The sequence below is a fragment of the Pseudotabrizicola sp. 4114 genome (genome assembly GCF_031457365.1).
GTDB lineage: Bacteria > Pseudomonadota > Alphaproteobacteria > Rhodobacterales > Rhodobacteraceae > Pseudotabrizicola.
Map to the genome: position 1 here is coordinate 436,853 of NZ_JAVDWP010000003.1, position 17,930 is coordinate 454,782.

Annotated in this window: 18 protein-coding genes and 2 tRNA genes; 12 read left to right on the plus strand and 8 right to left on the minus strand. The window is 64.5% G+C overall.

The features are described from left to right. The first annotated feature begins 189 nt into the window (after nt 1-189). The gene (locus J2X53_RS09560; protein ID WP_349037253.1) at nt 190-1,026 is read left to right on the plus strand and encodes a transglutaminase family protein; all 837 of its coding nucleotides are present in this window, start codon (nt 190-192) and stop codon (nt 1,024-1,026) included. Nucleotides 1,027-1,050: 24 nt separating this feature from the next. On the opposite strand, the gene J2X53_RS09565 is transcribed toward J2X53_RS09560, so the two are convergent. Together J2X53_RS09565 and J2X53_RS09570 are read right to left on the minus strand one after the other, a co-directional pair. Further along, nucleotides 1,051-2,649, minus strand: coding sequence for a peptide chain release factor 3 (locus tag J2X53_RS09565; protein WP_349037254.1), 1,599 nt, complete (start codon nt 2,647-2,649; stop codon nt 1,051-1,053). A gap of 69 nt (nt 2,650-2,718) precedes the next feature. Beyond that, nucleotides 2,719-3,738 carry a Hint domain-containing protein gene (locus J2X53_RS09570; protein WP_349037255.1) on the minus strand — a complete coding sequence of 340 codons (1,020 nt, stop codon included), beginning with the start codon at nt 3,736-3,738 and terminating at the stop codon, nt 2,719-2,721. A gap of 131 nt (nt 3,739-3,869) precedes the next feature. On the opposite strand from J2X53_RS09570, the gene J2X53_RS09575 reads away from it, so the two are divergent. Further along, nucleotides 3,870-4,649: an SDR family oxidoreductase gene (locus J2X53_RS09575; RefSeq protein ID WP_349037256.1), complete on the plus strand. Its 780-nt coding sequence runs from the start codon at nt 3,870-3,872 to the stop codon at nt 4,647-4,649. Nucleotides 4,650-4,841: 192 nt separating this feature from the next. Next, nucleotides 4,842-5,924, plus strand: a complete 1,083-nt coding sequence (locus tag J2X53_RS09580; protein ID WP_349037257.1) for an ABC transporter ATP-binding protein — start codon at nt 4,842-4,844, stop codon at nt 5,922-5,924. A gap of 6 nt (nt 5,925-5,930) precedes the next feature. Here J2X53_RS09580 and J2X53_RS09585 read toward each other — a convergent pair whose 3' ends face one another. Next, complete coding sequence (locus J2X53_RS09585) at nt 5,931-6,608, minus strand: YafY family protein (protein WP_349037258.1); 678 nt, start codon at nt 6,606-6,608, stop codon at nt 5,931-5,933. A gap of 172 nt (nt 6,609-6,780) precedes the next feature. On the opposite strand from J2X53_RS09585, the gene J2X53_RS09590 reads away from it, so the two are divergent. Genes J2X53_RS09590 through J2X53_RS09605 form a run of 4 tightly spaced genes read left to right on the plus strand, consistent with a single transcriptional unit; the run spans nt 6,781 to nt 9,419 of the window. Beyond that, nucleotides 6,781-6,996 (plus strand): twin-arginine translocase TatA/TatE family subunit, encoded by a 216-nt coding sequence (locus tag J2X53_RS09590; RefSeq protein WP_349037259.1) that lies wholly within the window; start codon nt 6,781-6,783, stop codon nt 6,994-6,996. Between the two features lie 52 nt (nt 6,997-7,048). Further along, the gene (gene tatB / locus J2X53_RS09595) at nt 7,049-7,669 is read left to right on the plus strand and encodes a Sec-independent protein translocase protein TatB (RefSeq protein ID WP_349037260.1); all 621 of its coding nucleotides are present in this window, start codon (nt 7,049-7,051) and stop codon (nt 7,667-7,669) included. After that, nucleotides 7,666-8,583, plus strand: coding sequence for a twin-arginine translocase subunit TatC (locus J2X53_RS09600; RefSeq protein ID WP_349037261.1), 918 nt, complete (start codon nt 7,666-7,668; stop codon nt 8,581-8,583). Before tatB ends, J2X53_RS09600 begins: the two co-directional genes overlap by 4 nt. Beyond that, nucleotides 8,580-9,419: an ATP-binding protein gene (locus tag J2X53_RS09605; RefSeq protein WP_349037262.1), complete on the plus strand. Its 840-nt coding sequence runs from the start codon at nt 8,580-8,582 to the stop codon at nt 9,417-9,419. The genes J2X53_RS09600 and J2X53_RS09605 overlap by 4 nt, the downstream gene beginning before the upstream one ends. Before the next feature lie 85 nt (nt 9,420-9,504). On the opposite strand, the gene J2X53_RS09610 is transcribed toward J2X53_RS09605, so the two are convergent. From J2X53_RS09610 to surE, 3 genes are all read right to left on the minus strand, one after another. Beyond that, on the minus strand, nt 9,505-10,713 hold the full coding sequence (locus J2X53_RS09610) for a peptidoglycan DD-metalloendopeptidase family protein (RefSeq protein ID WP_349037263.1): 1,209 nt from the start codon (nt 10,711-10,713) through the stop codon (nt 9,505-9,507). 88 nt (nt 10,714-10,801) lie between these two features. After that, a complete protein-coding gene (locus tag J2X53_RS09615) occupies nt 10,802-11,461 on the minus strand; it encodes a protein-L-isoaspartate(D-aspartate) O-methyltransferase (RefSeq protein WP_349037382.1) in 660 nt (219 codons plus the stop codon). After that, complete coding sequence (gene surE, locus J2X53_RS09620) at nt 11,461-12,246, minus strand: 5'/3'-nucleotidase SurE (RefSeq protein ID WP_349037264.1); 786 nt, start codon at nt 12,244-12,246, stop codon at nt 11,461-11,463. Before surE ends, J2X53_RS09615 begins: the two co-directional genes overlap by 1 nt. A gap of 119 nt (nt 12,247-12,365) precedes the next feature. On the opposite strand from surE, the gene J2X53_RS09625 reads away from it, so the two are divergent. The 5 genes from J2X53_RS09625 to J2X53_RS09645 all read left to right on the plus strand — a co-directional run bounded on the left by J2X53_RS09625 (nt 12,366) and on the right by J2X53_RS09645 (nt 16,009). Further along, nucleotides 12,366-13,517 (plus strand): amidohydrolase, encoded by a 1,152-nt coding sequence (locus tag J2X53_RS09625; RefSeq protein WP_349037265.1) that lies wholly within the window; start codon nt 12,366-12,368, stop codon nt 13,515-13,517. Nucleotides 13,518-13,601: 84 nt separating this feature from the next. Then, nucleotides 13,602-14,540, plus strand: a complete 939-nt coding sequence (locus J2X53_RS09630) for a pirin family protein (RefSeq protein ID WP_349037266.1) — start codon at nt 13,602-13,604, stop codon at nt 14,538-14,540. 109 nt (nt 14,541-14,649) lie between these two features. Continuing rightward, a tRNA-Asp gene (locus tag J2X53_RS09635) sits at nt 14,650-14,726 on the plus strand. A gap of 240 nt (nt 14,727-14,966) precedes the next feature. Continuing rightward, nucleotides 14,967-15,043: transfer RNA gene (locus J2X53_RS09640), tRNA-Asp, on the plus strand. 174 nt (nt 15,044-15,217) lie between these two features. Next, nucleotides 15,218-16,009 (plus strand): DUF3445 domain-containing protein, encoded by a 792-nt coding sequence (locus J2X53_RS09645; RefSeq protein ID WP_349037267.1) that lies wholly within the window; start codon nt 15,218-15,220, stop codon nt 16,007-16,009. A gap of 89 nt (nt 16,010-16,098) precedes the next feature. Here J2X53_RS09645 and glnA read toward each other — a convergent pair whose 3' ends face one another. Next, entirely contained in the window at nt 16,099-17,508 is a 1,410-nt protein-coding gene (glnA, locus tag J2X53_RS09650; protein WP_349037268.1) for a type I glutamate--ammonia ligase, read from the minus strand. Between the two features lie 66 nt (nt 17,509-17,574). Continuing rightward, nucleotides 17,575-17,913, minus strand: coding sequence for a P-II family nitrogen regulator (locus J2X53_RS09655; protein ID WP_100197995.1), 339 nt, complete (start codon nt 17,911-17,913; stop codon nt 17,575-17,577). Nucleotides 17,914-17,930 lie beyond the last annotated feature (17 nt).

Here is a 17,930-nt window from a genome sequence, read left to right on the forward strand (position 1 = left end):
CCGCCGTATGCGGACTGCACAAGGCCCTATCGCAAATCGCACGAAAGGTCAATGTGGCGACTTTTCGGGCAGCCATGCAACCAAATCGCGCCCAAAGCGTTTGAACTGCACAGGCGATTAGGGATGGCCGCGCGCGCATGCTACGCTTGTTTCGCACTCTGCGCATAAAGCCGTTTGAAAGGGCACCCTATGCTGATCCGTTACGGCTATGATTTCACGTTGTTCTGCGAACAGGAAACCCCTGTGGTCACCATGGTCAGTGCCCGACCCGAGCTGAGCGGCAACATGGCCCGCCCTGAGGTTCACACCCGCTCGCCCGATGTGGCGGAAGAGATTTACACCGACAGCTTTGGCAACATCTGCCGCCGGTTCACTGCCCCTGCCGGTCTGATCCGTCTGCAGGGTGAAGGTTTCATGCATCACAGCGGCGCGCTCGACCCGGTCACGCCCGAAGCGCAGGAGCATCCGGTTTCGGATCTGCCGGATGAAGCCCTGATGTTTCTGCTGTCGTCGCGCTATTGTGAGGTCGACCGGCTGAGTCAGGTCGCCTGGGATCTGTTCGGCCATCTGCCACCGGGGTGGAGCAAGGTGCAGGCGATCTGCGATTATGTTCACGGTCATATCCGGTTCAACTATGGTGATGCCCGCAACACCCGGACTGCCTATGACGCGTGGCAAGAGGGCAGGGGCGTGTGCCGCGATTTCGCGCATCTGGCGATTACGCTGTGCCGGGCCATGAACATCCCGGCGCGCTATGTGAACGGACAGCTGGGGGATTTCGGTATCCCCTATACCACTGACCCGATGGATTATGCTGCCTGGATGCAGGTCTATCTGGGCGGGGCCTGGCACACCTTTGACCCGCGCAACAACAAGCGGCGGATCGGGCGGATCGTGATTGCCTATGGCCGAGATGCGGTGGATGTGCCGATGATCACATCCTTCGGGCAACACGAGCTGCGGTCATTCCGGGTGATCACTGATGAGGTCAGGGAATCGTCCATGTCGCAGGAGGCGGCGCAATAAAATAAAGGGGGCTTTCGCCCCCTTTTACACCATCATTTCCTTGGTCGCCGTCAGCCGCAGCTCGGGATAGTCGCGCACCACGCGGTCAATGTCCCATTGCAGTCGGGTCAGGAACACCACATCGCCATCGTGATCGGTGGCCATGTGCTGTTTGTTGATATTGGTCATCCGCTCAACCTCGGCCTTCGGCCCCTGCACCCAGCGGGCAGAGGAAAACTGGCTGCCCTCGAACCGCACCGGCAGCGAATACTCCGCCTCGATCCGGCTGGCCAGCACGTCAAATTGCAACGCCCCCACCACGCCGACGATAAAGCCCGAGCCGATCATCGGTTTGAAGACTTTGGCGGCCCCCTCTTCGGCGAATTGCATCAGCGCCTTTTCCAGATGCTTGGCTTTCATCGGGTCACCCGCGCGCACGCCTTGCAGCAGTTCGGGCGCAAAGGACGGGATGCCGGTAAAGCGCAACGCCTCACCCTCGGTCAGCGCATCGCCGATGCGCAGCTGGCCGTGGTTCGGAATGCCGATGATATCACCGGCCCAGGCCTCTTCGGCCAGCTCGCGGTCGGCGGCAAGGAACATCACCGGGTTGGCAATCGCCATCTGTTTCTTGCTGCGCACATGGGTCAGCTTCATCCCGCGCTCAAAATGCCCCGAGGCAAGGCGTACAAAGGCCACGCGGTCGCGGTGCTTGGGGTCCATATTGGCCTGCACCTTGAACACAACGCCGGTGACGGCGGTTTCTTCCGGTGCGACCTTGCGACTGGCGGTGGGTTGCGGCTGCGGCTCGGGGCCGAATTTGCCGATACCGTCCATCAGCTCTTTGACGCCAAACGAGTTGATGGCAGATCCGAACCAGATCGGGGTCATCGAGCCATTGAGGAGTGCGGCGCGGTCAAAGGCAGGCAGCAGGGCTTTTGCCATCTCCAGCTCTTCACGCAGTTTGGCAAGCGCTTCGGCGGGCACATGCTCGGCCAGTTTCGGATCGTCCAACCCGTTGATCTGAATGGTTTCCGCCACCCGGTTGCGGTCGGCGCGGTCCATCAGCTCCAGCCGGTCGTTCAGAATGTCGTAGCAGCCCAGAAAATCGCGCCCCGAGCCGATGGGCCATGACGCGGGCGACACATCAATCGCCAGATTTTCCTGAATCTCGTCGATGATCTCAAAGGTGTCGCGCGCCTCACGGTCCATCTTGTTGCAGAAGGTCAGGATCGGCAGATCGCGCAAGCGGCAGACCTCGAACAACTTGCGGGTCTGGCTTTCCACGCCCTTGGCCCCGTCGATCACCATCACGGCGGCATCAACGGCGGTCAGCGTGCGGTAGGTGTCTTCGGAAAAATCCGAGTGGCCGGGGGTATCGACCAGATTGAAGCGGAACTCGCGGAAGTCGAACGACATGGCCGAGGCGGACACCGAAATCCCGCGCTCCTGCTCCATCTTGATGAAGTCCGACCGCGTGCGCCGCGCCTCGCCCTTGGCGCGGACCTGTCCGGCCATCTGGATCGCGCCGCCGAACAGCAGGAATTTTTCGGTCAGCGTGGTTTTGCCGGCATCGGGGTGGGCGATGATGGCAAAGGTGCGCCTGCGGGCGATCTCGGGCGGAAGGGAGGGGCGGTTGTTCAACATAACGGCGCGTTTATCGCAAAGCGAAACGCCCGTCCATTGTCCGTGAGGCAAAGGGCAGGGCGAAAGCGCCTACTTTTCCTCGCCGCCCCGGCGCGGTGGGGAATAGAGCGCGGCGCGCCCCACCTCATCCAGAAACTGGCGGCTGGCTTCGGTGCCGAAATGTTGCACTTGTGCGAGGCCGGGAAACTGTGCCTTCACATCTTCGGCCATGTCGGCGGGCAGGCGCGACAGGGTGGCATCATTCACCATCAGGCTCTCGGCGGGCACGCCCTCGGCATAGATGATCTCGTGCTGGTCAAACACCAGGCTGTAGTAATCGACAAATCCGCCAATCCGCTGAAACACCCGCTCGTCATCGACCAGATGCTTGGCCTGTACCAACAGTTCCGAGGTTTGTAGCCCGGCCCGCCGCTGGCGCTGATAGAGGAAAATCCGGTGATGCGGGCTGACGATCAGATCGCCCGCATTGCCCAATGTGCCTGCGGTGATCACCACTGGCGCAAAGGCGCCCTGCGCCCGCAATGTCGCCTTGCCCAGCCACCGCAGCGGCTGCGGGCCATGGTCGCGGGTCAGAACCTTGTCCCCGGCGCGCAACGCCTCGATCGGCTGCTGGCGGCCATCGGCAAGCGTGATCATGGTGCCGCGCGCAAAGGACACGCACAAGAGATCGGCCAGCCGCACCGCCTCTGGCGCGTCATCAATGGCGACCAGCGTGTAATCGGCGGCACCCGACATCGGCGACAGCGGCAGCGCCACACCGGCCCCAGAGTCCAGCCGCATCAGCAACAGGTCGATCTTGTCGCCATCGGGGGCCATCAGCGTGTAGCGCGCCTCCAGCCGGACCGCCTCACCGGGCTGACCGATCTGGCTGCCGCTGGCCACGCGCTGACCTTCCTGCGCATGCGACAGGATCAGCCGCAGCGGCTGCACCTCTTCTTCCAGTGCATAGATATCGCCCTCGCAGACATCCTGTGGCCCGGCCAGACCATCCCCGGCATTCACCCCGTGAATCACGTAGATGCACTCTGCCGGAAACACCTGACAGGCGTGGCCGGGAAGGGTTGCTGGATCGGGAAGCGGAGGGGTCATGCTGTCTGTGTCCGTTTTTGGTACCGCGTGGCCGCCCCACAGGCCACCGCCCTGCCTTAGCCCGAAGCCCCTCTTGCGTCAACGCGGCACCGGCTGCTAGGCAGGCAGAGAAACCATGCGGAGGGGCGACAATGGATCTGGGGATCAGGGGCAAAAGCGCACTTGTCTGTGCGGGATCAAAGGGGCTGGGGCGCGGCTGTGCCGAAGCTCTGGCGGCTGCCGGGGTCGATCTGATCCTGAACGCGCGCGGGACCGAGGCGCTGGAGGCGACCGCCGCCGCGATCCGCGCCGCCTATAAGGTGAGCGTGGTGACGGTTGCCGCCGACATCACCAGCGACGCGGGCCGCGCGCAGGTGCTGGAAGCGGCGGGCGCGGTGGATATTCTGGTGACCAACGCCGGCGGCCCGCCGCCGGGGGTGTGGAGTGATTGGCAGCGCGAGGATTTCATCAAGGCGCTGGATGCCAACATGCTGACGCCGATTGCGCTGATGACAGCCCTTCTGCCGGGGATGATCGACGCGGGCTGGGGCCGGGTGATCAACATCACCAGCCAGTCAGTGAAAGCGCCGATTGCCCAGCTGGGCCTGTCCAACGCCGCCCGCACCGGGCTGACCGGCTATGTCGCAGGCACCGCGCGGCAGGTCGCCCCGCATGGGGTGACGATCAACAACCTGCTGCCGGGCATCCACGACACCGACCGCGCCGCAGCACTGGATGCGGGCGTGATGAAAGCCGAAGGCATCTCGGCGGATGAGGCCCGCGCCCGCCGCGCGGCCACGATTCCGGCCCGCCGCTATGGCACGGCAGCAGAATTCGGCGCGGCCTGCGCGTTCCTGTGCTCGGTACATGCGGGGTTCATCGTCGGGCAGAATATCCTGCTGGACGGGGGCGCCACCAATGCCACCATCTGAGCGGGCTGATCCGTCTGATTCAATGGAGCGCGCTTGCGCGCAAGCTTTTTATCTCGTCGCGCGGCTGCGCCGCGTCTCCTCGGGTAAGAGCCTCCGGCGGGGATATTTCAGCCAAGATAAAGGGCAGGGGCGGCTCTTGCCCTGTGACGGTGGGGCTGTTAGGGGAAGTTGACGGAAAGACTAAGGATACCTATGCAGACCCTATCGCCCCGTTTGATCGTGGATCACCTGAGCCGGTCTTTTTCGGGCCGCGCGGTGGTGGATGATGTCAGTCTGGACGTGGCGGCGGGGCAGGTGACGTGCCTGCTGGGGCCATCGGGTTGCGGCAAATCCACCACTTTGCGGATGATCGCCGGGGTGGACCGGCCGGATGCCGGGCGCATCCTGATCGACGGGGTCGAGGTGGCGGGGCCAAGGCAGCACGTACCGCCAGAGCATCGCTCGGTCGGGCTGATGTTTCAGGATTTCGCGCTGTTCCCGCATCTGACGGTGACCGAAAATGTGGCCTTTGGCCTGAAGGGCGACCGCGCCGCGCGCATGCGCCGGGTTGACGAGCTGCTGGAGCGGGTAACGTTGAGCGGCTTTGGCGCCAAGCACCCGCATCAACTGTCGGGCGGCGAGCAGCAGCGGGTGGCTCTGGCGCGGGCATTGGCCCCGCGTCCCAAGGTCATGCTGATGGATGAGCCGTTTTCGGGCCTCGACAACCGGCTGCGCGATGGCATCCGCGACACCACGCTGGACATTCTGAAGGACGAGGGCACCGCCGTTGTGCTGGTCACCCACGAGCCGGATGAGGCGATGCGGATGGCCGACGAGATCGCGCTGATGCGCGGCGGCCGGATCGTGCAGAGTGGTGCGCCGTATAACGTCTACAATACTCCGGTGGACAAGGCGGCAGCCGCGTTTTTCAGCGATATCAACGTGATCCGTGGCACCTCGCGCGGGGCACTGACCGAGACGCCGTTCGGCGCCTTTCTGACGCCGGGGCAGGCGGATGGCGCGGCGGTCGATATCGTGATCCGGCCGCAGCATCTGAAGATCGACTTTGACCGCGCCGGGCGCGGCCCCAATCCGACGCCGCAAGAGGGCACGCCCGCCAGCGGGTCGGTGATCCGCGCGCGTTATCTGGGGCGCGAAAGTCTGGTCGAGTTCCGCATGGCCTTTGACGGATCGACCCTGACGGCGAGTGTGCCGGGGGTGTTCCTGCCCAAGCCCGGCACCGTGCTGTGGCTGATGATCCGCCGCGACCGTTGCTTTGTGTTCCCGGCGAAATAGCGCCGCTCAGCTGTCGCCCGCCATCAGCGCGCGGTAATCGGTCAGGCTGCGGCCGGGTTCATTCGGAAAGGTCTCCTCGGTTTCGGCAATCGCCATGATCCGGTCGACGCGAAAGCTGCGAAACCCGGCGCGCTGTTCGCACCAGGCCGCCAGGGTCCAGACCCGCGCGGTCAGGTCCAGTGCCAGCGGGCGGATATCGCGGTGGGTTTCCCGGCCTTCGGGGTCGATATAGGTCAGGGTCAGCCGCTGCCGGGCCTTGATGGCGCGGCGCAGCAGCGGCACATGCGCGGTGGCGCGGTTGGTCTCCTTGCCGGTAAAGACAAACAGATCATCGGCATCCGCCTCGGGCGGGGCGGGGGTCACGCTGGCGATCTTGGTCGCCAGCACCCGGGCCGCGCGGGCAAGGGCCGGGTCCGGCCCATCGGCCACTAGGCGCACGCCGGCGCGCAGGGCATCCAGCTCGGCCCCGGTCAGGATCATCGGCGGCAGGGTGATCGGCGCGCGCAGGATGTATCCCACGCCGCGCTCCCCCTCGACCGGCAGGCCAGAAGCCATCAGTGTCGCCATGTCGCGCCAGATCGTGCGCACCGAGACGCCCAGGCGTTCGGCCATTTCGCCCGCACGGTGCAGCCGCCCGTCGCGCAGGATCTGGATCAGGTCGAACAGGCGGTCGGTGCGGCGCATGATGTCCTATGGTCAGCTCGAGGGGAGGCAACTGACATATAGCTGTCAGGTATCAGGGGGAAAAGCCCCCCTGCTGACACTGAATCAGTCTAGGAACCGGCCTTGAGCGGGGGTAGTGAAGATACAGGCGACGCTGGGCGACATGCCGCCCCGGTCAGCAGGAGGATTAGACATGCTGAACAACATCGGCCTTCCCGGCCTTCTTCTCATCGCGGTGGTGGTGCTGGTCCTGTTCGGACGCGGCAAGATCTCGTCGTTGATGGGTGAAGTCGGCAAGGGCATCACCGCCTTCAAGAAAGGCGTGAAGGACGGCTCGGAAGAGATTGAAAATACATCGGATACCACGGTACGCGATGTCACGCCGGAACCGGAAAAAGACAAGATCTGATCTGCCGTCCCGCGTGAGCGGACCCGTCTGAGCGGAAAGGAAGCCCCGCGCCATGTTTGATTTCGGCATGTCCGAATTGCTTGTCATCGGGATCGTTGCGTTGATCGTGATCGGCCCGAAAGACCTGCCCGAGCTGTTCCGCAGCCTTGGCCGCTTTACCGCCAAGATGCGCGGCATGGCGCGGGAATTTTCCCGTGCGATGGAGGCGGCGGCGGATGAGGCTGGTGTCAAGGATGTGGCACGGGATCTGAAGAACGTGACCTCGGCCAAGTCGATGGGGCTGGAGGCGGTGCGTGAGGCCACCTCGAAGTTCGAGAAATGGGATCCGCTGAAAAACGCAGCCCGCCCGGCGACCACAGCCAAACCGGCCACATCCAGCCCGGCCACCGGCCCCGATCCCGTGCCCGAGCTGCAGCCCGATCCGCAAGCCGTGCCCCCCGCCGATCCGGCCCCCGCAGCTGCGCCCAAGCCGCCCATGGGCCCGGCCACGCAGGCGCTGACCGACGCCAAGGCCGCCCGTCAGGCGATTGTCAAAGAGGCGGCGGCAAAGCTGAAAAAGCCCGTCCCGACTCCTGACACGCCCGCCGCCTCGGTGGACACCGCCGCCAAGCCGAAAAAACCCCGCGCCCCGCGCAAACCGAAATCCGATCAGACCCCCAAGGCCGACGCATGACCAAGTCAGACGAGATCGACGACAGCTCGGCCCCCCTGATCGAGCATCTGGCCGAGTTGCGCAACCGCCTGATCTGGGCGGCTTCGGCCTTTATCGTGGCGATGGTGCTGTGCTTTCTGGTGGCCGAACCGATCCTGGCCTTCCTGTTGGAGCCGATCGAAGATGCGATGCGGGCTTTGGGCAACCCCAACCCGATCATGCAATACACCGCCCCGCAGGAGTATTTCTTTACCCTGATCCATATTTCGGTGGTGGCGGGGCTGGCGCTGTCGTTTCCGGTGATCGCCTATCATATGTGGCGGTTCGTGGCTCCCGGCCTGTATCGCAATGAAAAGAATGCGTTTCTGCCGTTTCTGATCGCCTCGCCGCTGCTGTTCATTCTGGGTGCGCTGTTTTCGCATTACATCGTGACTCCGCTCGCGATGAGCTTTTTCCTCGGCTTTGCCGATGCGACCTCGGTGGTGTCGGCGCTGCTGCCAGCGATTTCCGATGCGCCGATTGCCGATGTTCCGGTCGCGACCCCGCTGACGCAGGCGGTGCAACATCAGGGCATCGAGATCGTGTTTCAGGGCAAGGTCAACGAGACGCTGGATATTTCGCTCAAGCTGATCATCGCGTTCGGTCTGTGCTTTCAGTTGCCGGTGCTGTTGACCCTGATGGGCAAGGCCGGGCTGGTTTCTGCCGCCGGTCTGGCTGGCACGCGCAAATATGCTGTGGTGCTGATCCTGATGGTGGCGGCTCTGGTGACCCCCCCCGATGTCATGAGCCAGATGATCCTGTTTATGGCCGTTTATCCGCTGTACGAGATCTCGATCTTTCTGATCCGCCGGATCGAGAAAAAGCGTGAGGCCGAATTGCGCGCCCAAGGGCTGTGGGAAGACCCCGAAGCCGATGAGGAAGACCACCCCGCATGAATGACGACACCCTGACCCGCATCGCCGCCGCATTGGAGCGGCTGGCCCCAAGCCCACGTCCGGCCCCGGATTTCACCGCCGCCGATGCCTTTGCCTGGCATACCGACCCCGACCGGCTGGAGCCGGTGGCGCGCGTCGCCCGGGTGGATCTGTCGCTGCTGATCGGGGTCAACCGGGCGCGCGACACGCTCTTGGACAACACCCGCCATTTCGCGCGCGGCCTGCCCGCCAACAACGCGCTCTTGTGGGGCGCGCGCGGCATGGGGAAATCCTCGCTGGTCAAGGCGATCCATGCGGCGGTGCTGGCCGAAGGGCTGGCCCTGAAGATCGTGGAACTGGCGCGCGAGGATCTGCCGTCAGTGCAGCGTCTGCTGGCCCTGCTGCGCACATCGGACGCGCGCTTTATCCTGTTCTGCGATGATCTGTCGTTCAGCCATGATGACCAGCATTACAAATCGCTGAAAGCCGTGCTGGATGGCGGCATCGAAGGGCGGCCCGAGAATGTGCTGCTCTATGCCACATCGAACCGCCGCCATTTGATGCCGCGCGACATGATCGAAAACGAACGCTCGACTGCGATTTCTCCGTCCGAGGCGGTCGAGGAAAAGGTGTCGCTGTCAGACCGGTTCGGCCTCTGGCTCGGGTTTCATCCGTGCAGTCAGGACGAATACCTCGAGATGATCCGGGGCTATTGCGCCGCTTATGGTGTCAGCGTCGGCGAAGACCGCCTGCGCGCCGAAGCGATCGAATGGCAGGCCACGCGCGGCGCGCGCTCGGGCCGGGTGGCGTGGCAGTTCTTTTGCGATCTCGCCGCGCGTGAAGGTGTGCGCCTCTGAGCGCGACCCGCAAACCTGCACTCTGGCTTGTTTTCTGTTCTTGAATATCCCCGCCGGAGGCATCCGACGGGGATCATAGGCGCAATTATTGCAGGAAAGCCACCGGATCGGTGCTGTCCACCCCGCGCCGCACTTCGAAATGCAGGAACGATGGCGTCCCGGCGCGCACTTTGGCGATGCTCTGTCCCCGGCTGACCGTATCGCCCTTTTTCACTGTGATCCCGTCTACCCCGGCATAAACCGTCAGCAGGTTGTCTGCATGGCGCACCACGATGATCGGGGTCTGTGAGGTGTCGGTGGTGATCGCAGCCACAGTCCCATCGGCGGCGGCCTTGACCGCCGTGCCGGCCGAGGCCGAAATGTCGATGCCGTCATTGCGCCCTTTGGCATAGGGCCGGATGATCGAGCCTTGCACCGGCATCTGCATTTTGGCCGAGGTGCTGCGCTGCGCCCCCAGATCGGGCGAGGCGGGGGTTTCCTTTGGCTTGGTCGCGGCAGGCGCAGTCTTTTCTGCAGGCAGCGGTTTGGTGGCCGAAGGCGGGGTCGGCGTGGCCGAGCCTGCGCCGGGCGGGCTGACCGTCTGCGTCGCAAACGGAGGCGGCGCGTCAGAGGCGAGCGGGATGATCAGATACTGCCCCTCGCGGATGTCAAGGTTGGCACCAAGCCCGTTCCATTCCCCCAGCGCCTTGGCCGAGATGTTGTAGCTGCGCGCGATGGAGAACGCGGTCTCGCCCCGCTTCACCTGATGGCGCACGGGTTCGCGCCCGGTGCTGGGCTTGGTGGTGGCGGGCGGTGTGGGCGTGCCCACCCGGTCCAGCGCGGTGGTGGCGATGCTGGAGACATCCACCGGGGCCGGGCCAGCACCTGACGGCGCGGCAATCATGCCGGTGCCCTGAACCGGGCCGGTGTCGGCGATCCGGCGGGGCAGGGCGATGACCTCGCCATCGCGCAGGGTGTCGCCCGGCATCACCGCATTGTAGCGCGCCAGCTCATCCGCGCCGATACCGACACGGGCGGCGACCGAGTTCACCGTATCGCCACGCCGGGCCACCGCAACCTGATAGCCGGGATAAGAGATCACGCCGCGCCCATCGGGGGATGGCCGCCGCTCGGTCGCGCTCAGCGCCGCCTCGGAGGTGTCGAGCACGCCGGGGCCGTTGCGCAGATCCCAGTCGAGCCCGTTGAACGGGCTGCCCCCGGTGGTGGGCGTGCAGGCCGACAGCGCCGCAAAAGCACCTCCCAGCCACAGAAATCGCAGGCGGGGGGCCGTCCGGGCCGGGAAATCGCGGGTCATGCTCTGCCTCTTTTGTGTGTCGGACGGTGTTTCCCGCCCTTTGTTTCGCCATGTGGTCGCAGGCCCCGCATCGGGCCGGCTGGTTTCCTTACTCTGCGCCCAGACCTTCGATCAGCGGCACGAAACGCACCGGACGCAGTTCTTCATAGTCATAGCCGCTTTGGCCACGTGTCACCTTGATCAGGCTTTGCACGGTATCAGACTGTCCCACCGGCAGCACCATGATACCGCCAACCTTGAGTTGCGCCAAGAGGGGACCGGGCGGGTCTTCGGCGGCGGCGGTCACGATAATGCGGTCAAACGGTGCCTGATCGGGCAGACCATGGCTGCCATCGGCGGTAAAGGCGGTGATATTGACCAGCCCGAGCGCCTGAAACACGCCCTGCGCCTCGCGCACCAGCCGCCGGTGGCGGTCGACCGTGTAGATCCGCCGCGCCAGATGCGACAGGATCGCGGCCTGATAGCCCGACCCGGTGCCGATCTCCAGCACGGTATCGCGCGGCTGCACGTTCAGCGCCTGCGTCATCAGCCCGACAACCGAGGGCTGGCTGATGGTCTGGCCGCAGGCAATGGGCAGCGGCATGTCATCATAGGCGCGGTCGGCGAAATGGCCGCGCACGAACAGGCCGCGGTCCACCCGCTCCATCGCGGTCAGCACCCGGGCCTCGGTCACCCCTCTTGATCGCAGTCCAAACAAAAAGCGCATCTTGCGTTCGGCGTCCGACTCGTCCGGGCCGCCTGGTCCCATCATGCCAGTTGCGCCGCCAGCGGCGCCAGCAGGTCATGCGCGGTCAGATCGGCGCGCATTGGCGTGACAGAGATCCAGCCCTCGAGGTTCACGGCGGCATCGGTGCCGGGCAGGGTCGGCGTGTGCTGCGGCCCGCCCTTGATCCACAGATACCGCCGCCCGGTGGGCGAAATCTGCGGCTCGCAGGAAAACGCGGTGTCGCGGCGAAAGCCGATGGCGGCGACCTTGGTGCCCAGCACCTTGTCGGCGGCGACGGGCGGAAAGTTCACGTTGTAGAACACGCGGTAATCGTCCTGCGTCCAGATGCCCTTTTCCAGCAGCAGACGCACCACGGCCGCGCCATGCACGACCGCCGCTTCAAACGGCGTGTCCAGACCCTCGGTGCCGCGCCCCATGTATTGCGACAGCGCAACCGAGGGGATGCCCTGCAACGCCGCTTCCATCGCGCCGCCAATGGTGCCGGAATAGAGCGTGTTTTCCGCCGCGTTGTTGCCCCGGTTCACCCCTGACAACACCAGATCGGGCTTTGCCCCATCGAGCACATCATAAATCGCCGCCAGCACACAATCCGCCGGGCTGCCCTCGGCGGCATAGCGGCGGTCTGACAGGCGCGCAATCATCATGGGGTGCGAATAGCTGATGCAATGGCCGACGCCCGACTGCTCGAACGCCGGGGCCACGGTCCAGACCTCGCCCTCTGGTCCGGCGATCTCATGGGCGATGGCGGTCAGAACCTCCAGCCCCGGAGCGTTGATGCCGTCGTCATTTGTGATCAGAATGCGCATGAAATCCGTCCTTTCCCCCTGCTTAGACGACACCTGCCCAACCGGCAAGCACAAGAGCCGCTTTGCTTGACTTCCGCTTGGTGGTGCAGTCGTCTGGCCACAAAGCAAAGGCATTTGGCATGACCCTCACCCCGCAGGACATCTCTGGTCTGACCCGCTTCCGCCACGCTCTGCACCGCCAGCCTGAGGTGTCGGGGGATGAGGCGCAGACAGCGCAGCGGGTGCAGGCGGCACTGACCGCCCTTGGCCCCGATCAGATCGTGACGGGTCTGGGCGGGCATGGGGTGGCGGCGGTGTTTTGCGGCGCGGCGCCCGGACCGACCGTGATGATCCGGTGCGAGCTGGATGCGCTGCCGATCCCGGAACGCCCCGGCCCCGCGCATCGGTCAGAGGTGGAGGGCGTGGCGCATCTGTGCGGCCATGACGGGCATATGGCGATTGTGCTGGGCGTGGGACGGCTGCTGTCGCGCGACAGGCCGGCGCGCGGGCGCGCGGTGCTGATGTTCCAGCCCGCCGAAGAGGATGGTTCGGGCGCCGCTGCGGTTCTCGCTGACCCTGCTTTTGAGGCGCTGCGTCCCGACTGGGCCTTTGCACTGCACAATATGCCGGGCCTGCCGCTGGGGGAGGCCCGGGTTTCTGCCGGGCCTGCCAACTGCGCCTCATGCGGGCTGCGTCTGCGGTTTTCGGGCCGCACCGCCCATGCCGCCACGCCCGATACCGGCCTGTCCCCGGATGCGGCGATGTTCGACCTGATCCCGGCTTTGCGCGCGCTTGGTCCGGGTGGTACGCTTGCCCCCGGTTTCCGGCTGGTGACGCTGACCCACGCCCGGCTTGGCGCGCCGACCTTTGGCATCGCGCCGGGCGAGGGCGAGTTGTGGGTTACCCTGCGCAGCCTTAATGATGCCGATATGATCGCCCTGAAAACGCAGGCGCAGGATCTGGCGGAACAGGCGGCGGCGCGGCACGGGCTGGGGGTGCAGATCAGCTGGCACGATGATTTCGCCGCCTGCCACAATGACCCGCAGGCCACCGCGCAGATCGAGGCGGCGCTTGCCACCGCCGCCATCCCCTTTGGCCCGACCGATGGCCCGATGCGCGCCTCGGAAGACTTTGGCCGCTTTGCGGGCAACGGCGCCCGTGCGGCGATGTTCCTGTTGGGCGCGGGCGAGGACAGCCCCGCCCTGCATGATCCGCGCTACGATTTCCCGGACAGCCTGATTGCGCCCGGTGTTGCGGTCTTCACTGCCCTTTTGCGCCAGAGCCTCGGTTAACGTGCTTTTCCGCACAAGTCCCGCGCGAGCATAGGCGAAGACGCAAGGCCGCATCGGTTCTACCTTTAGGCAAAGGAGAACATCATGAGCTGGAACCCCGTGCTTGACCCCTCGATCCCGATCGGCGACGCCGTGGATGCGATCGAAACCGTGATTGTGCCCCGCGCCCGTGATCTGGGCGGCTTTGAGGTGCGCCGCGCGCTGCCCTCGGCGGCGCGGCAGATGGTCGGGCCGTTCATTTTCTTCGACCAGATGGGCCCGGCAGAGTTTCTGACCGGCAAGGGTATCGACGTGCGCCCGCATCCGCATATCGGGCTGGGCACCGTGACCTATCTGTTGCGCGGCAAGCTGCACCACCGCGACAGCCTGGGCACCAATGCCTGGATCGAGCCGGGGGCGGTGAACTGGATGCTGGCGGGGCAGGGGATCACCCATTCCGAACGGCAGGACGAGGCGCTGCGCGAGGGGCCGCATGGTCTGTTTGGCCTGCAGACCTGGCTCGCGCTGCCAAAGGCGATGGAGGATGACCCCGCCGCCTTTGTCCACGCCCCGCAGTCGGACCTGCCGGAGCTGGAGGGCGAGGGCAAGCAGCTGCGGCTGATCCTTGGCACGGCTTATGGCGAGACCGCGCCGGTGCCGACCGGGATCGAGGTGTTCTATGCCGATGCCCGTCTGGCCGCCGGTGCGGCGATTCCGCTGCCCGATGATCACGAGGATCGCGGGGTCTATATCCTGTCGGGGGAGGTCAGCGTGGGCGGTCAGTCGTTTGAAACCGGCCGCATGCTGGTGTTCCGGCCCGGCGACAAGGTTTCCATCCGGGCGGGGGAGCGGGGCGCGCGGGTGATGCTGCTGGGGGGCGCCACGATGGACGGGCCCCGGCATATCTGGTGGAATTTCGTGGCCTCGTCGAAAGACCGCATTGATGCCGCGCGTGAGGCCTGGCGGGCCGGCGATTGGGCGCATGGGCGGTTCCGGCTGCCGCCCGATGATGCCGGGGAATTCATCCCCGCGCCGGCCCATTGAGGGGCGGCGAAAAAAGCGCGACTTTCGCTCCGGTCCCGCTTGACGCCCCCTGCGCATGCCCCTAAAAGCCCCCTACGGCGCGCGGGAAACCACGGGCCGGACGGAATGTGCGGTTGTAGCTCAGTTGGTTAGAGTACCGGCCTGTCACGCCGGGGGTCGCGGGTTCGAGCCCCGTCAACCGCGCCATTCCTGCCTTAAAAGGCCCTCGCGAAAGCGGGGGCTTTTTGGTTTTCCGGGGGGAGTTCCCGCTGTGTTACAGGGGCAGGACTCTTTGCAAATCAAAGGGTTGGCTCTGTGGAATTAGGGGTTTGTTAAGGCTTTGACCCTGACCCTTGGCTCTGGTTTTCTGTTTTGACGCGCGGGTGGCTTTCGCCGCACTTTCCCGCTTGACGCCCCCCGAATGCGGCTATATTCCCCCTCCATCGCGCGGTTGTAGCTCAGTTGGTTAGAGTACCGGCCTGTCACGCCGGGGGTCGCGGGTTCGAGCCCCGTCAACCGCGCCACTTTCTTTTCGTTGATTTGCATTGACGTCTGCACCCGGCTGGTGCAGGCGTTTTTTGTTTTTTGGGTGCGCGCCCCCCCACCCCAGCCCTCCCCCACAAGGGGGGAGGGAGGCGCGGGCGGAGAGGTCGGTCTGTTTACGTCAGGTTTACGGTGGGGCGTTGAGGGAGTCGGGAATGACTGAAGTTCTGCAATCCTCCTTGCCCTTTGCGCCTTGGGCCGATGCGCTGACGCGGCGGTTGCCGGGGATATTGCCGCTGGATATGGCCGATTGGTTGCAGGTGGATGACGCCTATGCCGGGCAGATGGCGTTGCGCGATTCCCTGATCGCGGAGCGCGAGGCGGCGGTGGTGGGGCAGGTGAGCCTCGCCACGCAGGCCATTGAAGAATTGTACGATTTTGTGCTGGCGCGTCTGCCTGCGGGCTTTGCGCGCGCGCAGGGTGCGGTCACGCGCCCCGACGGGGTGACGCTGGCGCTGGACCCATCCCGCCCGTTGCAGACGTTGGGGCGGCTGGTGCAGGAGGATCTGTGCCTGATGCAGGAGGATGGCGCGGGCCAGCACCAGTTGTCGGCGGCGGTGCTTTGCTTTCCGGCGGGCTGGACATTGGCCGAAAAGCTGGGGCGGCCGCTGATGCGGATGCACAGTCCGGTGGCAGCCTACACCGAGGATCTGGGCCGCAGGGTGCAGCGGTTGATGGATGCGGTGCGGGTAGAGACGCCGCTGTGGCGGGCCAACGCCCATCATTCGCGCGCGGCCCTGTTCAATCCGCTGCGCGAGGATGCGCCCAAGGACACTGTGGCGCAGGGCGCGATGCCCTATATCCGGTCGGAACGGCAATGCCTGATCCGGCTGCCGGTCAGCCGGGCGGTGCTGTTTTCGATCCACACTTATGTGGTGCGGCTGGAGGATCTGAGCGCAGAACAGACAGCGGCGCTGGAGGCGCATCCGATTCACCGCGCGCTTTAAGGTGACACTTCAGCTTCGCGCTGCAACCCCTTGTCAGACATGAAAAAGGCCGCCCCGAGGGGCGGCCTTTTCTGATGGTGTCGCTGCGATCAGCAGGAGTAGTACATCGCGTACTCGATCGGGTGCGGGGTATGCTCATAGGCATAAACCTCTTCCCATTTCAGCGCCATGTAGCCTTCGAGCTGGTCTTTGGTGAACACGTCGCCTGCAATCAGGAAGTCCATGTCTTTTTCCAGCTCTTCCAGCGCCTCGCGGAGCGAACCACAGACGGTCGGGATCGCTGCCAGTTCTTCGGGCGGCAGATCGTACAGGTCTTTGTCGGAAGCCGGGCCGGGATCAATCTTGTTGTTGATGCCGTCAAGGCCAGCCATCAGCAGGGCTGCAAAGGCCAGATACGGGTTTGCTGCCGGATCGGGGAAGCGGGCCTCCACACGTTTGGCTTTCGGCGATTCCGTCCACGGAATACGAACGCAGCCCGAGCGGTTGCGGGCGGAATACGCGCGCAGAACCGGTGCTTCAAAGCCCGGGATCAGGCGCTTGTAGCTGTTGGTCGACGGGTTGGTCAGGGCGTTGAGCGCCTTGGCATGCTTTAGGATGCCGCCGATGAAATACAGCGCCTCTTGTGACAGGTCGGCGTATTTGTCGCCTGCAAACAGCGGCTTGCCGTCTTTCCAGATCGACATGTTCACGTGCATGCCCGAGCCGTTGTCACCCTTCATCGGTTTCGGCATGAAGGTTACGGTCTTGCCGTAAGCTGCCGCCACGTTGTGGATGACGTATTTGTATTTCTGGATGTTGTCGGCTTGCTCGGTCAGGCCGCCGAAGATCATGCCGAGTTCGTGCTGACAGGTCGCAACTTCGTGGTGGTGCTTGTCGACCTTGATGCCCATGCGCTTCATGGTCGAGAGCATCTCGCCCCGGATGTCCTGGGCTTCGTCAATCGGGTTGACCGGGAAGTAGCCGCCCTTGTGGGCCGCGCGGTGGGCGAGGTTGCCCCCCTCCATCTCGGTGTCGGTGTTCCAGGCTGCCGCTTCGGCATCAATCTGGAACGACACTTTCTGCGGCGTGACGCAGTAGCGCACATCGTCAAACAGGAAGAATTCCGCTTCCGGGCCGCAATAGAACGCGTCGCCGATGCCGGAGGATTTCAGGTAGGCTTCGGCCTTGAGTGCGGTGCCGCGCGGATCGCGCGAGTAGGACTCGCCAGTGTCAGGTTCGACCACGGTGCAATGCACGCACATGGTTTTTTCGGCATAAAACGGGTCGATGTAGACCGAGGTCGCATCGGGGATCAGTTTCATGTCGGACTGGTCGATGGATTTCCAGCCGGCGATGGACGATCCGTCAAACATGAAGCCTTCTTCAAAGAAGTCTTCGTCAACCAGATCGTTCACCAGCGTCACGTGCTGGAGCTTGCCCTTGACGTCGGTGAAGCGGATGTCGACATATTCGACCTCTTCATCCTTCATCAGTTTCAGAGCTTTCTGAATAGCGCTCATCATGCTGCCTTTCGGTTTTTGGGTGTTACAGTGCAGGCCAAAGCGGGCCTGATGTTCAAAAGGGCGTCAAACCGCGTCGTCGCCGGTTTCGCCTGTGCGGATGCGGATCGCCTGTTCGACGGAGCTGACAAAGATCTTGCCGTCGCCGATCTTGTCGGTGCGGGCGGCGGCGATGATCGCCGCGACCGCCTGATCGACCATGTCATCGGTGAGGATGACCTCGATCTTCACCTTGGGCAGGAAATCCACCACATATTCGGCGCCACGGTACAGTTCGGTATGGCCCTTCTGACGACCAAAGCCCTTGACCTCGGTGACCGACAGGCCTTGAATGCCCGCTTCCTGCAGGGCTTCCTTGACCTCATCCAGCTTGAAAGGCTTGATGATTGCCTCGATCTTCTTCATGGGCCGACTCCCCCGCA

What these genes read in the sequence shown, in the direction of transcription:
- J2X53_RS09560 (WP_349037253.1), top strand. Translation starts at nt 190, where the DNA reads ATGCTGATCCGTTACGGCTATGATTTCACGTTGTTCTGCGAACAGGAA.
- J2X53_RS09605 (WP_349037262.1), top strand. Translation starts at nt 8,580, where the DNA reads ATGAATGACGACACCCTGACCCGCATCGCCGCCGCATTGGAGCGGCTG.
- J2X53_RS09570 (WP_349037255.1), bottom strand. Translation starts at nt 3,738, where the DNA reads ATGACCCCTCCGCTTCCCGATCCAGCAACCCTTCCCGGCCACGCCTGT.
- J2X53_RS09565 (WP_349037254.1), bottom strand. Translation starts at nt 2,649, where the DNA reads ATGTTGAACAACCGCCCCTCCCTTCCGCCCGAGATCGCCCGCAGGCGC.
- J2X53_RS09630 (WP_349037266.1), top strand. Translation starts at nt 13,602, where the DNA reads ATGAGCTGGAACCCCGTGCTTGACCCCTCGATCCCGATCGGCGACGCC.
- J2X53_RS09585 (WP_349037258.1), bottom strand. Translation starts at nt 6,608, where the DNA reads ATGCGCCGCACCGACCGCCTGTTCGACCTGATCCAGATCCTGCGCGAC.
- J2X53_RS09645 (WP_349037267.1), top strand. Translation starts at nt 15,218, where the DNA reads ATGACTGAAGTTCTGCAATCCTCCTTGCCCTTTGCGCCTTGGGCCGAT.
- J2X53_RS09615 (WP_349037382.1), bottom strand. Translation starts at nt 11,461, where the DNA reads ATGGGACCAGGCGGCCCGGACGAGTCGGACGCCGAACGCAAGATGCGC.
- J2X53_RS09625 (WP_349037265.1), top strand. Translation starts at nt 12,366, where the DNA reads ATGACCCTCACCCCGCAGGACATCTCTGGTCTGACCCGCTTCCGCCAC.
- J2X53_RS09580 (WP_349037257.1), top strand. Translation starts at nt 4,842, where the DNA reads ATGCAGACCCTATCGCCCCGTTTGATCGTGGATCACCTGAGCCGGTCT.
- J2X53_RS09590 (WP_349037259.1), top strand. Translation starts at nt 6,781, where the DNA reads ATGCTGAACAACATCGGCCTTCCCGGCCTTCTTCTCATCGCGGTGGTG.
- J2X53_RS09575 (WP_349037256.1), top strand. Translation starts at nt 3,870, where the DNA reads ATGGATCTGGGGATCAGGGGCAAAAGCGCACTTGTCTGTGCGGGATCA.
- surE (WP_349037264.1), bottom strand. Translation starts at nt 12,246, where the DNA reads ATGCGCATTCTGATCACAAATGACGACGGCATCAACGCTCCGGGGCTG.
- glnA (WP_349037268.1), bottom strand. Translation starts at nt 17,508, where the DNA reads ATGAGCGCTATTCAGAAAGCTCTGAAACTGATGAAGGATGAAGAGGTC.
- tatB (WP_349037260.1), top strand. Translation starts at nt 7,049, where the DNA reads ATGTTTGATTTCGGCATGTCCGAATTGCTTGTCATCGGGATCGTTGCG.
- J2X53_RS09610 (WP_349037263.1), bottom strand. Translation starts at nt 10,713, where the DNA reads ATGACCCGCGATTTCCCGGCCCGGACGGCCCCCCGCCTGCGATTTCTG.
- J2X53_RS09600 (WP_349037261.1), top strand. Translation starts at nt 7,666, where the DNA reads ATGACCAAGTCAGACGAGATCGACGACAGCTCGGCCCCCCTGATCGAG.
- J2X53_RS09655 (WP_100197995.1), bottom strand. Translation starts at nt 17,913, where the DNA reads ATGAAGAAGATCGAGGCAATCATCAAGCCTTTCAAGCTGGATGAGGTC.